This is a genomic window from Companilactobacillus allii, assembly GCF_001971585.1.
Taxonomy (GTDB): domain Bacteria; phylum Bacillota; class Bacilli; order Lactobacillales; family Lactobacillaceae; genus Companilactobacillus; species Companilactobacillus allii.
Map to the genome: position 1 here is coordinate 2197677 of NZ_CP019323.1, position 15665 is coordinate 2213341.

Here is a 15665-nt window from a genome sequence, read left to right on the forward strand (position 1 = left end):
TTAATCTGATCTATCAATACTACTTAGAGGTCTTTTCCAAATACTTGATTGCTTCATTCAAATTCTTTACTGGAACAATCTTCATCTTGGTATGAATCTTCTTAGCAGCACGTTTTGCTAAATGATAATTATTTACATACGTTGGATCATACTTCTTAATTAACTTGGTTACTGGATCATCTGGAGCAAAGAAGATTGTTGCGCCTTGTGCATCAGCGGCATACACTTTCTTCTCAATCCCACCAATTGGACCAACAGTACCATCTGGAGAAATTGTACCGGTTCCGGCAATTATTCTTCCATCTTTTAAATCCTTATTTGCAATTTGAGAATAAACTTGCAAGGTAAACATCAAACCTGCAGATGGTCCACCAATATTACCAGCATTTATCTTTGTAGGTGGATTACCCTTGGCCTCTGTATTATCAGTCAGTGTAATTCCTAATCCGTATCGCTTAGTTTGCTTCAATTTCACAAGTTTACCGCTGACAGTTTTATGCTTACCATCCCTGATATAACTAATTTTAACTGTTGCAGTCTTTTTTTGCTTTTTAACATAATTTATAAACTGATTTGCATTTTTGAACTTATATCCATTAATGGAATTGATAGTATCACCAATTTGAAGTTTCCCTTTAAAATCGGAATTATCCAAAACATCCATTATGTATACACCCAAATACTTCTTAGTAAATGGCTTATTAGCAGCAGAATATGCTGCCTGAATAGCATTATTAGTTGCAGACTTCATGTAGTACTGTTGCACTTGGAAATATTCTTGACTATTTTCATCCCCCATTAAATCTTCACGAGAATAGATAGTTTCAAAATCATTTCCCATCGACTTCAATAACTGAAACGGTGAACCTTGAACAATACCAACAGTAGTTAAAAGAAAGTCACCTTTCTTTTTATCTTTTTTTCCGTTAACTTTTACAAAGCTTGAAGTAGCCTCTGCACTACCGGGTATCTCTAAATAATATCCCGTTGGTAAATAGAAAAAAGCAACTACCATGACAAAAATAAATAAGGCACCGAGTATCTTATTTCTGGTTTTATTGAATTTCAATAGCTTTATTCCTTCCGCAATCTTTTTGTCAATTCAGTTGCTACCGAATTAGGTACTAGATGACTAATATCACCATTGAATTTAGCAACTTCTTTAATCATTGATGATGATATATTAGCATATTTTACGTCAGCCAATAAAAAAATTGTCTCGATATTTTTATCGAGTACTTTATTTACAGAAGCAATCCCTGCTTCGTAGACAAAATCGTCTCCACTACGCATAGATCTAACTAAAACATTTGCATGATATTTTTGTGCCAACTTAGTAGTTAATTGTTCACTACCATCTATAACAACAACATTGGAGAGATCTTTAATTTCATTTTCAATGAATTCTTTCTTCTCTTCATAACTGAACATATACTCTTTTGAAGTGTTTGTCATCGTTGCTACGATCAATTTATCAAATAACTTTGATGAGCGACGAATAATATCCAAATGTCCATTAGTAACTGGATCAAAACTTCCAGCATATATTCCAATTCTTTCTGCCATTCTAATCTCCAAACCTATATATAGCTACTTTAGTATCTTTATATTTCTTTTCTTTTATCAAATTAACATTTTCTAAACTACTTAAATCAACATCATAATCAGTCTCATCCACGATAATGGCATTATCAGTTAAAAGATTATTATCGATCATATCCATAATAAGTTGTTCAGTTATTTTCATTCGATATGGAGGATCTAAAAATACCAAATCAAATTTAACTCCGTCTGCCGCAAACTTTTTTAAAGCTTCTGTGGCCGCAGACTTCATAATTACAAATTGATTTTCACTATGAGTCTTCTCGACGTTCTCTTTTATTGTATTGATAGCTTTATACGCCTTATCAACTAAATAAGAGGCTTCATAACCGCGCGAAACTGATTCAATACCTAGACTACCTGTTCCTGCAAATAGATCCAAGGAATTGCCATATTCCATATATGGCGTAATCATACTGAACATAGCTTCTTTGACTTTTGCAGATGTTGGTCGTGTATTGTTCCCGGGAACTGGTTTCAAATTCAGTCCGCCAAACTTTCCAGATACAACTTTCATTAGTAATTACTCCTCTAATTTATCTTTTCTTTCAGCGTTGTCTTTTAATACATAGTGTTCATCTAATTCTTTTCGGTGAGCCATTGTGACACGCTTAACGTAATTTTTAGAAACCAATTCCTTTTTAACTTCAGCAACACGATTAGAATTAACATAAAGCATAATATATTTCATTTTTGGAGAAACATATCTAACGGTACCGAAGTGTTGAAGTTTCTTTTTCCATTTCATTGAGTAGACCCAGACGTACATAGCCTGACGCTCCACTTTTTTATACATAAAATCACCTTTATTTTTCTTTTGAAAATTTTGCAGTTGCTTCAAGATTAAGAACAATTCCTAATCCCATTGATAATACCAGCATACTAGAACCACCATAACTAATAAACGGCAAGGTAACACCTGTAAGTGGAACCAATCCTAATAAACCACCAACGTTCAAAATAGTCTGTGATAAAAGCATGGTTGCAATACCATAATAAACCAAAGAATTATAATTACTTTTTGATCTTATACCTAAGAGTATCATTCGAGAAACTATTAAAAAAATCAGTCCTAAAACAACGATATCACCGACTAATCCTAATTCCTCACTAATAATAGCCAAAATAAAATCAGTATGTGGTTCTGGAAGATAACCACGTTTTTGAATACTGTTACCTAATCCAACTCCAAATATTCCACCGTTACTTATCGCATAAAACGAATTAACCAGTTGTGCACCAGATGTTCGCTCCAATTGAAAAGGATGCTGCATAGCTAAGACTCTGGCATATTGATAATTTTTAACGATAAAAGACGGTTGAAATTTAACAATTGATACTATCGCTAAAGTGAATAATCCCACAAGTCCGCCGTTGAATCTCCAAATGTATTTAAACGGTATTGTAGATGCCGAAATTAAAATCAAAGTTATAAAACCAAGAATTGCCGCACCACCCATATCAGGTTCAAATAATACTAATCCAATCATAAACATAATTGTTATTACGGGTTGTTGAATTTCTTTCCAAACCGTCTTTCCGGTTTGTTTAGCCATTAATTTTGCTTGTTTGTTAGTTAAAAATAAAGCCAAATACAAAACCAATGATAACTTCGCCATTTCTAAGGGTTGATAATTAAAGAACTTCAAGTTGATCCAAGCAGAAGCACCATTTATTCTACTAGCCGGATTTATAACTCCCTTAACAATTAAAAGGCCAAGTGGAAGTATGGTTAATCCTCCTAGAAAAATGACAACGAATCCTTGCTTTTTAAAAAGCTTTTCTTTAAGCATAAAAAATAACAAGCAAAGAATCAAACCCATTACAGCAAATATTCCTTGTTTGATCAAATATTGGCTAGAACTACCACCATTCATCATAGCATTATAGAAACTTGCGGAGTAAACCATAACTACACCAATACCAAGAAGTAGGATGTACGGAATTACAATCCATAAATCTATTTTTCTTAATTTTTCCACATTTTTACTCCTAAAATCTAATACTAAGATTATACCACTGATGAAAAAACTGGTGTGAAAAACAAGACACACAAAAAAGGCCATCAAAATCCACTTAAGATTTTAATAGCCTTTAAATTCAGTTTTAAGCTTTTTTAGACATTTTTCTTTGTTTGTCATACTTCTTACGTTCGTTAGTATCCAAGATCTTCTTACGTAATCTGACACTCTTAGGAGTTACTTCACATAATTCATCGTCATTTAAGAACTCAATTGATTGTTCTAGTGACATTTCCTTAGGAGTCTTGATTGCAGCAGCATGATCTTTACCAGCGGCACGTGTATTAGTAAGGTTCTTACCCTTTGTAACAGTAACAGCGATATCTTGATCACGATTACTCTCACCAACGATCATTCCCTCATATACTTCAACTGGAGCACCAATGAATAATTTTCCACGGTCTTCAACTGATTGTAAACTATATGTTGTTGATGAACCTCTATTGATTGAAACCAAAGCACCAGTTCTTCTACCTGGTTCCCAATTCTTAACAACAGGTTTGTATTCTGAGAATGTATGGTTCATAATACCATAACCACCTGTCATTGATAAGAACTCTGTTGAGTAACCAATCAAACCACGTGAAGGTGCTGAGAAGATCAATCTAGTTTGACCATTTCCAGTACTTTCCATGTTTGTCATGTCACCTTTTCTTTGTGACATAGAATCAATAACTGAACCAACATATTGGTCAGGTGTATCAATTGTTACTTCCTCATAAGGTTCTGAGTTAACACCGTCGATATTCTTGTAGATAACTTCTGGACGTGAAAGTTGTAACTCAAATCCTTCACGACGCATTTCTTCAACAAGAATTGATAAATGAAGTTCACCACGTCCAGAAACTAACCAAGAACCAGCTTGATCAGTATTCTCAACTTTTAGTGAAACATCTGTATGAAGTTGTTTTCTTAAACGTTCTTCAATCTTTCTAGCAGTAACTTCTGTACCTTCACGGCCAGCAAATGGTGAATCGTTTTGTAAGAATGTCATTTGTAGTGTTGGTTCATCGATACGTAGTAATGGAAGTGCTTCTTCATGGTCAACCGGTGTAACTGTCTCACCAACATAGATATCTTCCATACCTGAAACGGCGATCAAATCTCCAGCTTTAGCTTCTTCAACTGGTACACGATCAAGACCTAAGAAACCAAATATCTTAGTTACTCGGAAGTTCTTAGTTGAACCATCAAGCTTCATAACCGTAACGTTATCACCGATCTTGATTGTTCCACGGAATATACGTCCAATACCGATACGACCAACGTAGTCATTATAATCAAGTAAAGCAACTTGGAATTGTAATGGTTCGTCTGAATTATCAATAGGAGCTGGAATTGTCTTAAGAATAGTATCAAACAATGGATCCATAGTATGTTCTTGCTTTGCAGGATCTGAGTCATAGCTTGATGTACCATTGATTGCTGAAGCATAGATAACTGGGAAGTCCAATTGTGAATCATCAGCACCCAATTCGATAAATAGTTCAAGAACTTCATCAACAACTTCTTCAGGTCTAGCACCTGGTCTATCAATCTTGTTGATAACAACGATTGGTGTAAGGTGTTGTTCCAAAGCTTTCTTCAAAACAAAACGTGTTTGTGGCATTGTTCCTTCATAAGCATCAACAACTAATAAAACACCATCAACCATCTTCATGATACGTTCAACTTCACCACCGAAGTCAGCGTGTCCTGGTGTATCCAAAATATTAATTTTCTTGCCATCATAATCAACAGCAGTATTTTTTGAAAGAATTGTGATACCACGTTCTTTTTCAATTGCGTTAGTATCCATAGCACGATCTTGAATTTGGTAATGTTCGCCAAGTGTATCCGATTGTTTTAGCATTTCATTAACTAAGGTAGTCTTACCGTGGTCAACGTGGGCGATAATGGCAATGTTTCTAATATCTTCTCTTCTTTTTTCAGTCAAAGTATTTCTTCCTTCCATAAACGACAATAATAATCATTTGCAATAAAAAAACTGTGATTGTAATTCACAGTTCAGTCACAATTTTTAACCGTCTTAAGCACTTCAGAAACTACTTTCTGTGTGCCAGCTATTACGACTTGTGATTTTAGCATATTTACAGGGGTATCGTCAACACTTGTGACCTGTAAACCTGCACCTTCACACAATACTCGTCCAGCCGCTAAATCCCACGGAGCCAAATATGACATGTACATTACTTCTTTTCCTAACAATAAATGTTCAAAGATAATTCCCGCACTACCGTACACTCTAAGGCCACTACTGTTCTTTACGATTTCTTTAGTATTGAGCCAATCACTGAGTACCATTCGCGCACTAATATCGATCAAACCTTCACGTAAGGATTTATTTTGAGGATTAGGCAATTTTTTATCATTACAATAAATTCCCAATTCTGGTCCTCCATGAAAAACTCTTTTTTGCATAACGTCAATAATTCCACCAACAAAAGGTTTGCCATCTAAATAAACACCGATCATCGAGGCGAAATCATCACCACGTTTAACAAAATTCATTGTTCCATCAATGGGATCGACAAAAAATACTAGTCCATCCATATTTTTAACATCGTCACCAAATCCCTCTTCACTGACAATAGTAGAATTTGGATATCCCTCTTTAATCATAGAAACAATAAACTTCTCAGTCGATTTGTCAAAATTAGTTACTAAATCATTCCGATCACGTTTAGTATCAACCAATTTATCCTTTGTTGTATCAATAATCAGGCTGTTACCAACCTCTTCTAAAATATTTACAACGAATTTATCAATTGTTTTGGCTGTTATTTCCATTATAGATCCTGACTTTCCTACTACCTGAAGTTTTCTGGCACTGTTTAAATACTTGGTAAATTGAATATCCAGATTCAAACTCAAAATCTTTATCCAATTGTTTCTGATCCATTTTCATTGGGACAACTTGCTGAAATAATCGATACTTCTGTAAGAAATCATCGCGTTTAATCCCATGTTCATACGCAGTCTCAACTGCTCTATACAAATCGATAACTTTAACAATTTCATCTTGTGTCCATTTTGGATTTAACGGGTAACTATAATTCTCCTGCATTTGTATGATCTTCCTTTCAAGATTTTATCCACTATAACTAATATAACAAAAAAAGCGATGCAAATGCATCGCCAAGTATTATTTCTGTTAAATATGTGTTGGATAACCAATTAAAATATCTGCAGCTTCTTGAATTGGCTCACCTAGTGTTGGATGTGGGTGAATAGTCAATGCAATATCTTCTGCATTCAATTGACAATTTACAGCAACACTTAATTCAGAGATCAAGTCACTTGCTCCAGGTCCAACGATTTGACCACCTAATAATGTCCCAGTCTCTTTATCAGCAATTAGTTTAACGAATCCTTCAGCAGCATCCAAACTAACAGCACGAGCATTACCAGCAAATGGGAATTTAGCAACATTTACTTCAATTCCCTTATCCTTAGCTTCTGTTTGAGTAATTCCAACTGTAGCTAATTCTGGATCTGTAAAGCAGACTGCAGGAACACCAATATAGTCGTTCTCAGTGTTCTTATCTGAGATAGCACCAGCTACAGTCTTTGCCTCAAAGAATGCCTTATGAGCCAAAGCTGGGCCTGCTACGATGTCACCAATAGCCCAAATGTTATCAACAGATGTACGTCCTTGTTTGTCTACTTCAACTAAACCTTTATCTGTCAATTTAACGTTTGTTAATTCTAGACCAAAGTTATCAGTATTAGGACGACGACCAACTGTAACCATGCAATAATCTGCATCAATAGTTGTTGGTTTACCATCAATTTCATAAGTCACTTTAACACCATCATCAGATTCTTCACTATTCTTAGCCATGGCATTAGTAATAATTGTTACACCTTTTTTCTCAAGGTTCTTCTTAACAATCGATACCATATCTTTTTCAAAGTTAGGAATAATTTGTGGTGATCCTTCAAGAATAGTTACATGTGCACCCAAATCAGCATATGCTCCTGCTAATTCAGTACCTACATAACCACCACCGATGATTACAAATTCCTTTGGTACTGCAGGAAGGTTCAAACCACCAGTTGAATCAATAACACGTGTACCAAACTTAAATCCTCTGATCTCAATTGGACGACTTCCAGTTGCCAAAATCAGATTCTTGAACTTAATTGTTTGTCCGCCACCATTGTCCATAAATTGACGAGGACCACTTGGCATAACACGTAATTGCTTGTCATTGTCTAGATAAGCTTCACCATTGATAAGCTCCACATGATGCTTTTTAAGAAGCATTTCAACACCACTTGTCATACGAGCAACAACTTTTTCGTCTTTCCAAGCTTGTGTCTTAGCAAAATCAATAACAGCATCACTTGTTGTAATACCATATGTTGCTGAGTCTTTAGCTTGTTGTAATCTATGTCCGGCAGTAATTAGAGCCTTTGAAGGAACACATCCAACATTTAGACATACTCCACCAACAGTATCTGATTTCTCAATAACCGTAACGTTTTGTCCTAATTCTGAAGCTCTAATAGCGGCAACGTAGCCACCAGGGCCTGAACCAATAATAACAGTATCTTTTTCAATAACATTCTCAGCCATAACTAGCCCTCCATTAGTAACATGTCTGGTTCATGCAACAATTTCTTCAATAAATTCAATGCATTTTGTGCTAAAGCACCATCAATCAATCTATGATCATATGACAATGACAATTTCAACATCTTACCTACTTGAATGTTTCCATCTTCGTCAACATATGGTTCATTAGCTATTTTACCAACACCCAAGATTGCAACTTCAGGTTGGTTAATAACTGGTGTAAACCATCCTCCACCGATTGATCCTACGTTACTAATAGTAATTGATCCGCCTGACATGGCTTTACTATTTAATTTATTATCATATGCAGCTTGAGTATTTTCAGTGATTTCTTTGGCAATTTCAAACATTCCCTTAGAATCAGCATTCTTGATATTTGGTACATACAAACCATGTTCTGTATTTGTAGCAATACCAACATTGTAATAATGCTTGTAAACAATTTCATCAGTTGAATTATCAATTGATGCATTGAATTCTGGATATTCTTTCATTACTGCAACTAATGCCTTAACAATATAAGGTAAGAATGTTAATTTAATACCTTTATCAGCAGCCACTGACTTATATTTCTTACGGTTAGCCATTAATACTGAAACTTCAACATCATCAAAACTTGTAACGTGTGGAGCGATGTCTTTACTATTACGCATTGCTTTAGCAATTGCTTTTCTAGTCATACTCATCTTTTCACGTGTTTCAAGTTCTGGTTCATCAGACTTGTAAGGTTTAACTGCTGGACCACTTGCTTTAGCAGGTGTCTCTTCAGTCTTACTTGCTTTTGCTGGTGCTCCAGCTTTATATGAATCAATATCTTCTTTAGAGATTTGACCATGTTTACCACTTGGAGTAACTAGTGATAAATCAACGCCTTCATCCCTTGCATATTGACGGACTGATGGCATAGCCAAATAATTATCATTTGCTGAACCAGTTGCTTGTGATGGGGCCTTTTCAGCACTTTTATCTGCTGGAGCATCTGCTTTTTCAGGAGCTTTGTCGGCCTTAGGAGCTTCTTCATCGTCCCCTGTATCGGCCGATCCATCATCAATAACGATTAATGTATCACCAATCTCTACTGTGTCACCCTCTTGAGCAACAATTTGTTTAACGGTACCTGATACAGGTGAAGGCAATTCCTCAACTGATTTATCATTTTGGATTTCAACAATCGAGTCATCCTCTTTGATTGTATCTCCTTCTTTGACAAGCCAGCTAGCAATCTCACCTTCTGCCATTCCTTCGCCTAATTCTGGTAGTTTAAATTTATAAGCCATGGCTGGAATCCTTCCTTTCTATCTATAAGCCTTAGTAATTAAGAATTTCTTTTACTTTTTCTTCAATTTCATCTGCACCCGGAATCCAATAATCTTCACTTTGGGCAAATGGATAAACACTATTTGGAGCAGCCACTCTACCAACTGGTGCATCTAGTGAAAGTACAGCACCTTCAGAAATTGCGGAAGCTACTTGTGCTCCAACTCCAGCCATCTTTTGTGCTTCTTGTACAATGACAACTTTGTGTGTCTTTTCAATTGACTTGAAAATTGTTTCTGAGTCAATTGGTGAAACTGTTCTAAGATCAATAACTTCTACTGAAATATTATCTTCTGCTAATTTATCAGCAACTTTAATGGACTCATTAACTTCAGCACCATAAGCCACGATAGTAATATCACTACCTTCGCGGACTACGTTTGCTTTGTCCAATGGAACTGTATACTTGCCATCTGGAATATCGTCTTTCATTGAACGATATAACTTCAAATTTTCCATAAATAAGACTGGGTCATTATTTTCAACTGATGAAATCAATAAGCCTTTAGCATCATATGGATTACTTGGCATAACAACACGTAAACCAGGTGTACCAGTGAAGTAACTTTCTAGATTATCAGCATGCATCTCGGCAGTATGTGTACCACCACCATAAGGTGTACGGATTGTTACTGGAGATGTCTTCGTTCCATCGAAACGAAAGCGCATTCTAGCTTCTTGTCCGACAATTTGATCAACAGCCTCAAATGAGAATCCCATAAATTGAATTTCAGGAATTGGACGCCAACCAGTTAATCCTAAACCAGTAGCTAATCCTAAAATACCTGACTCAGCTAACGGAGTATCGAAGACACGATCTTCACCGTATTTTTCTTGAAGGCCTTGTGTGGTTCTGAATACACCACCATTTTTACCAACATCTTCACCGAAGATCAATGTCTTAGGATCGTCTTCCAAAACAATATCTAAAGCATCAGTAATTGCTTGAATATAGGTTTTCTTTGCCATCTTTACTTCGACTCCTTTTCAACAAACTTTTCAATTTCTTTTCTCATTTCCGGAGTTGGAATTTCAAAAGTACGTTTTAACATATCAGAAACCTTATCTGGAGCTACTTTATCGGCTTCTTTAATTGAATCTTTAAATGATGCTTTATATTCTTCAACCATCTTATCTTCTTGTTCGTCTGACCATAATCCTTTATCTTCAAGAACTTTTCTCAAACGAATAAGTGGATCTTTATCAAACCAAGGTTGTGTATCTTCCTTAGTTCTGTAACGTTTAGGATCATCACCAGCACTTGAGTGAGCACCGTAACGATATGTAAGTGTTTCAATCATTACTGGTCCATTTCCTGCTGTGATGTAGTCACGTGCAGCCTTTGCAACTGCGTAACAAGCCAAAATATCCATACCATCAACTTGTACACTTGGAATACCAGCAGCAACAGCCTTTTGAGCTAATGTAGGTGCAGCTGTTTGTTTCTTACGAGGTGTCGAAATGGCAAATCCATTATTTTGAACAATGAACAAAGCAGGAACTTGGAATGCTCCAGCAAAGTTCATTCCCTCATAACTATCACCTTGAGAAGTACCACCATCACCTGTATAAGTGAATGCGATAGCATCTTCTTCTTTGTTTTTCTTGATTCCCATAGCAACACCGGCAGCTTCATTATATGCAGCACCAATAATAATTTGTGGCATCAATGAACGCGCCTTGAACTTATTGCCTATTACATGTCCTCTTGACCATAGATATGCCTCAGTAACAGTGGCTCCGTGTTGAATCAATTGAGGAACATCACGATATGCTGGCAACAAATAGTCTTGTTTCTTCATTGCCAAAACAGTACCCATCTCAGATGCTTCCTCACCTTCAGTAGGTGCATAAAATCCCATACGTCCTTGACGTGAGAAATTCATTGTCTGTTCGTGTAAAGCACGCTCCCATACCATTTTCTTCATAAATTCAACTAAGTCATCATCAGAAAATGAATCAAATACTTCTTGATCTGTTACTTCAGCGCTTTCATTCAAAACTTGAATAGGCTTCGGTACATTTGTTAAATCGTTTTTAATCGCTTCAAAATCAACAATCGGTTCGTTTGCCATTCTCCACAGTCCTTTCATAAAGAAACTTGCCCTTGTGAATCTGTAAGGGCTTTCATATATTTTTAGTTTACCATTGATGTGTGAAAAAACAAGGAATTTCAGACGTTTCTGTAAAAAAAATCCATAAATAACTTTGTGAAAATATTAACTTATTTGTTCAAATCAATTTCAGTTGCTGATTTACCACTCTTTAGCTCTTCCACCATTGAATTCAAGGAAATTGTTGCCATGTTCTTTACTGCCTTAGTAGTATAAAAGGCAATGTGCGGTGTGACTATGATTCTTGGACTTTTGATCATATTTTCTAATAATTTATCACCAAGATCTTGGTCCATTAGATTTTCATTGAAAACACCCACTTCATTTTCGTAGACATCCAATACAGCACCATAAAGCTTACCTGATGCTACTCCCTCAAAGAGATCAGCCGTATTTACTAAGTCTCCACGGCCGGTATTTACTACTATTGCATTATCTTTCATTTCTGAAATTGTCGACGAATTAATGACAGTGTTTCCAATTCCTAGACTAGGTAAATGTAATGTGACCACATCAGATTCTTTTAACAATTCATCTAATGTATCTACATACATGCCCTTTTTGTCTAATTCTTCATTACGATATTTATCAAAAGCAATAACTTTTGCTCCAAAACCTTCATATATCTTAATTGCTGCTTGGCCAATTCTTCCAGTTCCTGCAACACCAACTGTTAATTGGTTCAATTCACGGCCAATATCTGGTGCCCATTTGAAATCATGCTTGTCTACTTTACGAATCATGTGCTTCATATTTCTTAATAATGCCATTAATCCAGTAACTGAGTATTCAGCAATAGCCTCAGGCGAATAGCTTGGAACGTTAGTCAATCTAATATTATTTTTCTTCAATGCCTCAAATGGAACGTTATCAACTCCAACATTTCTTAATGAAAGAACATGAATACCATACTCATTCATTTTGTCAAAGATAGATGATTCGTATGGTAACTGTTGATATGCCACTATTCCGTCAAAACCGTTGGCTAATTCAACCGTCTTTGGCGTTAATAGATCCGATACAATTTTAACTTCGATATTGTTATCTTCTGCCCATTCTTCAATATACTTACGTTCGTCTTCTCTAACACCATAATCGATAAGCTTCATAATTTTTCCTCCGATAATATCAGTTTATTGATAGCGCTAACATACAGTGCAAATATTATCATGAATCTTCCATTAATACCTAGTTTTTTGCTGATAAATCTTAAGGATAAGTCTAGCTTTAAAATAAATTTGAAGTTAAATAAAATTTTTTCTACGTTTTACTCAAAATTTTCAGGAAATTAATTTATAATAGTAGTATTAGATTTAAATAAACAAAACTCAGCATTTTATTTTGGAGGAAAATATGTATTTGATGAAAGACATCGTCCGTGATGGCGACCCAGTTTTAAGAAAAGTTTCAAAAGAAGTAACATTCCCATTGAGTGACAAAGATAAAAAATTGGCTGATGACATGATGGAATATTTAATTAACAGTCAAGACGAAAAGTTTGCCGAAAAACATCAACTCAGAGCCGGTGTTGGTTTAGCTGCACCACAAGTTGGAGTGTCTGAAATGATGGCATCAGTTTTAGTACCTAATGATGATGATCCAGACAAACCCCTACTAAAAATCACATTGATCAATCCAGTCATAATTAGAAACTCAGTTCAAAACGCTGCACTATCTGAAGGTGAAGGATGTTTATCAGTAGATAAAGATGTTACTGGATTTGTTCCTAGATCAGATCGTATTACAATTAAGTACGATGATTTTGATGGTAATTCTCAAACATTGCGCTTGAGAGACTATCCAGCAATTGTTTGCCAACATGAAATAGATCATTTGAATGGTCATCTTTATTACGACAAAATCAATAAAGAGAAACCTTTTGATATTGATCCAAGTACAGTCGTTATCTCATAATTCCACTCATGTCAAGGTTTTGAAAGTATACTTAAACAATCATATATGTTAAAATTGATTTAACTTTGATGTTTCAACTAATGGACTGGTAAATACAATAACGAAACAGCTCTTTCGTTAATTTGAGATAAAAATGAAACCGCGATTACTGACTTTTTGTGCTTAATCGTGGCTACTAAAGGAGAAATTACTATTGATTTATAAAGTTTTGTACCAAGATAGCGAATTAGATAACCCCCGTCGTGAATCTACAAAGTCACTGTACGTGAACGCTGACTCAAGTATCATCGTTCGTCAAGCAGTTGAAAATAATACGAACTACCATATTGAGTTCATCCAAGAATTGGATGAGGAACATCTTGAATATGAGAAAAAAAATCCCGATTTCAAACTTACGGAGTTTTAATTAATGACCGTAAAAGTAAAGAATAATGAAGTTTCCATTTTTGCCATCGGGGGCCTTGGTGAAATTGGTAAAAATATGTACGGTGTTCAATATCAAGATGAACTTGTTGTTATTGATGCCGGTATCAAGTTTCCAGAAGATGAACTACTAGGTATCGATTATGTCATTTCTGACTATAGCTACCTAGTAGAGAATCAAGATAAGATAAAGGGTTTGTTTATTACCCATGGTCACGAAGATCATATCGGTGGTATTCCTTACCTACTACAACAGCTTCCAAATATACCAGTTTATGCCGGTCCATTAGCTTGTGCATTGATTAACGGTAAGTTGGAAGAACATGATTTACTTAAGTCTACTAAGATGAATGTTATTAATGAAGACACTGTTATTAAGTTTCCTAAACTCAGTGTTTCATTCTTTAGAACGACTCATTCAATTCCAGATACACTAGGTATTGCAGTTCATACACCTCAAGGTATTATTGTTGAAACTGGTGACTTCAAGTTTGACTTAACACCTGTTGCTGGTTTGCCAGCACCCAACTTACAACGTATGGCACAGCTTGGACAAGAAGGTGTTTTGTGCTTAATGTCCGATAGTACGAACGCTGAAATACCAACTTTCTCTAAGTCAGAACGTTCAGTTGGTTTAACTATTCATCAAATATTTGAAACAATTCAGGGAAGAATCATCTTTGCTACCTTTGCTTCAAATATCTATCGTGTTTCTCAAGCCGTTGATGCCGCAATACAGCAAGGCCGAAAGATCGCCGTATTCGGACGAAGTATGGAGCAAGCTATTGCCAATGGTCGTGAATTGGGATACTTAAATATTCCAGATGAAATGTTCATTGACCCACATGCTCTTAACCGTACTCCTGCCAGTGAAACATTGATTCTGTGTACTGGTTCCCAAGGTGAACCATTAGCTGCTTTAAGTAGAATTGCTAACGGTACTCACCGTCAAATTACAATTCAACCTGGTGATACAGTTATTTTCTCAAGTAACCCTATCCCCGGTAACACAATAAGTGTTAACCATTTGATAAACCAACTTTCTGAAGCTGGTGCTGAAGTTATTCATGGTAAAGTTAATAATATCCATGCTTCTGGTCATGGTGGTCAAACAGAACAAGAATTAATGCTTCGCTTGATGAAGCCTAAGTTCTTTATGCCAATTCACGGTGAATACAGAATGTTAAAGATTCATACCGAATTAGCTCAATTGTGTGACGTTCCGTTAGATCATTCATTCCTACTTGAAAACGGAGACGTCTTAGCTTTAACTAAGGATTCAGCTCATGTTGCTGGACACTTCCCTGCTGGAGACGTTTACGTTGATGGTAAAGGTGTTGGTGATATTGGTAACGTTGTTATCCACGATCGTCAAGTTCTTTCAGAAGAAGGAATGGTCGTTGTTGTAGCAACAATCGACTATCAAAAACATATTGTTTTAGCCGGTCCTGATATTCTATCCAGAGGATTCGTATATATGCGTGAATCTGGAGAATTGATTAATCAAGCTCAAAAACGTGTTTTCCATTTAATTAAGAATGCTTTTGATGACGATGAAAACAAAGTAACCGAAGCACTTCTAAAACGTATTATCATTGAAGGATTACAAGAATTCCTATACAAGCGTACAGCTAGAAATCCTGTTATCTTACCAATGTTAATTTCAACTTCAATTTAGTGAGTGTGACAGAA

General features: G+C 35.7%; 16 protein-coding genes. 3 read left to right on the top strand and 13 right to left on the bottom strand.

Translation table 11 applies throughout. The features are described from left to right. Positions 1-19: 19 nt before the first annotated feature. The 13 genes from BTM29_RS10855 to BTM29_RS10915 form a co-directional block, all read right to left on the bottom strand. Positions 20-1078, bottom strand: coding sequence for a SepM family pheromone-processing serine protease (locus BTM29_RS10855; RefSeq protein WP_076617517.1), 1059 nt, complete (start codon positions 1076-1078; stop codon positions 20-22). Continuing rightward, the gene (gene coaD, locus BTM29_RS10860) at positions 1075-1566 is read right to left on the bottom strand and encodes a pantetheine-phosphate adenylyltransferase (RefSeq protein WP_076617522.1); all 492 of its coding nucleotides are present in this window, start codon (positions 1564-1566) and stop codon (positions 1075-1077) included. Before coaD ends, BTM29_RS10855 begins: the two co-directional genes overlap by 4 nt. A gap of 1 nt (position 1567) precedes the next feature. Further along, positions 1568-2119, bottom strand: a complete 552-nt coding sequence (gene rsmD, locus BTM29_RS10865) for a 16S rRNA (guanine(966)-N(2))-methyltransferase RsmD (RefSeq protein WP_076617525.1) — start codon at positions 2117-2119, stop codon at positions 1568-1570. Positions 2120-2125: 6 nt separating this feature from the next. Then, a complete protein-coding gene (locus tag BTM29_RS10870) occupies positions 2126-2398 on the bottom strand; it encodes a YlbG family protein (RefSeq protein WP_076618930.1) in 273 nt (90 codons plus the stop codon). Positions 2399-2408: 10 nt separating this feature from the next. Next, a complete protein-coding gene (locus BTM29_RS10875; protein ID WP_076617528.1) occupies positions 2409-3584 on the bottom strand; it encodes an FtsW/RodA/SpoVE family cell cycle protein in 1176 nt (391 codons plus the stop codon). 124 nt (positions 3585-3708) lie between these two features. Further along, positions 3709-5559 (bottom strand): translational GTPase TypA, encoded by a 1851-nt coding sequence (typA, locus tag BTM29_RS10880; RefSeq protein WP_225972201.1) that lies wholly within the window; start codon positions 5557-5559, stop codon positions 3709-3711. Between the two features lie 71 nt (positions 5560-5630). Beyond that, a complete protein-coding gene (locus BTM29_RS10885; RefSeq protein ID WP_076617532.1) occupies positions 5631-6413 on the bottom strand; it encodes an inositol monophosphatase family protein in 783 nt (260 codons plus the stop codon). Beyond that, complete coding sequence (locus BTM29_RS10890) at positions 6388-6690, bottom strand: UPF0223 family protein (protein WP_076617536.1); 303 nt, start codon at positions 6688-6690, stop codon at positions 6388-6390. The genes BTM29_RS10885 and BTM29_RS10890 overlap by 26 nt, the downstream gene beginning before the upstream one ends. A gap of 87 nt (positions 6691-6777) precedes the next feature. After that, positions 6778-8205, bottom strand: a complete 1428-nt coding sequence (gene lpdA, locus BTM29_RS10895) for a dihydrolipoyl dehydrogenase (RefSeq protein WP_076617540.1) — start codon at positions 8203-8205, stop codon at positions 6778-6780. Positions 8206-8207: 2 nt separating this feature from the next. Next, positions 8208-9482 carry a 2-oxo acid dehydrogenase subunit E2 gene (locus tag BTM29_RS10900; RefSeq protein ID WP_076617545.1) on the bottom strand — a complete coding sequence of 425 codons (1275 nt, stop codon included), beginning with the start codon at positions 9480-9482 and terminating at the stop codon, positions 8208-8210. Between the two features lie 31 nt (positions 9483-9513). Then, complete coding sequence (locus BTM29_RS10905; protein ID WP_076617548.1) at positions 9514-10491, bottom strand: alpha-ketoacid dehydrogenase subunit beta; 978 nt, start codon at positions 10489-10491, stop codon at positions 9514-9516. Positions 10492-10493: 2 nt separating this feature from the next. After that, on the bottom strand, positions 10494-11597 hold the full coding sequence (locus BTM29_RS10910) for a thiamine pyrophosphate-dependent dehydrogenase E1 component subunit alpha (RefSeq protein ID WP_076618937.1): 1104 nt from the start codon (positions 11595-11597) through the stop codon (positions 10494-10496). A gap of 149 nt (positions 11598-11746) precedes the next feature. Further along, positions 11747-12745, bottom strand: a complete 999-nt coding sequence (locus tag BTM29_RS10915) for a D-2-hydroxyacid dehydrogenase (RefSeq protein WP_076617553.1) — start codon at positions 12743-12745, stop codon at positions 11747-11749. A gap of 244 nt (positions 12746-12989) precedes the next feature. Here BTM29_RS10915 and def point away from each other — a divergent pair, with 244 nt between their 5' ends. The 3 genes from def (at position 12990) to rnjA (ending at position 15651) form a co-directional block, all read left to right on the top strand. Then, entirely contained in the window at positions 12990-13550 is a 561-nt protein-coding gene (def, locus tag BTM29_RS10920; RefSeq protein WP_076617557.1) for a peptide deformylase, read from the top strand. Positions 13551-13743: 193 nt separating this feature from the next. Next, a complete protein-coding gene (locus tag BTM29_RS10925; protein ID WP_076617561.1) occupies positions 13744-13956 on the top strand; it encodes a DNA-directed RNA polymerase subunit epsilon in 213 nt (70 codons plus the stop codon). A gap of 3 nt (positions 13957-13959) precedes the next feature. Beyond that, the gene (rnjA, locus tag BTM29_RS10930; RefSeq protein WP_076617565.1) at positions 13960-15651 is read left to right on the top strand and encodes a ribonuclease J1; all 1692 of its coding nucleotides are present in this window, start codon (positions 13960-13962) and stop codon (positions 15649-15651) included. Positions 15652-15665 lie beyond the last annotated feature (14 nt).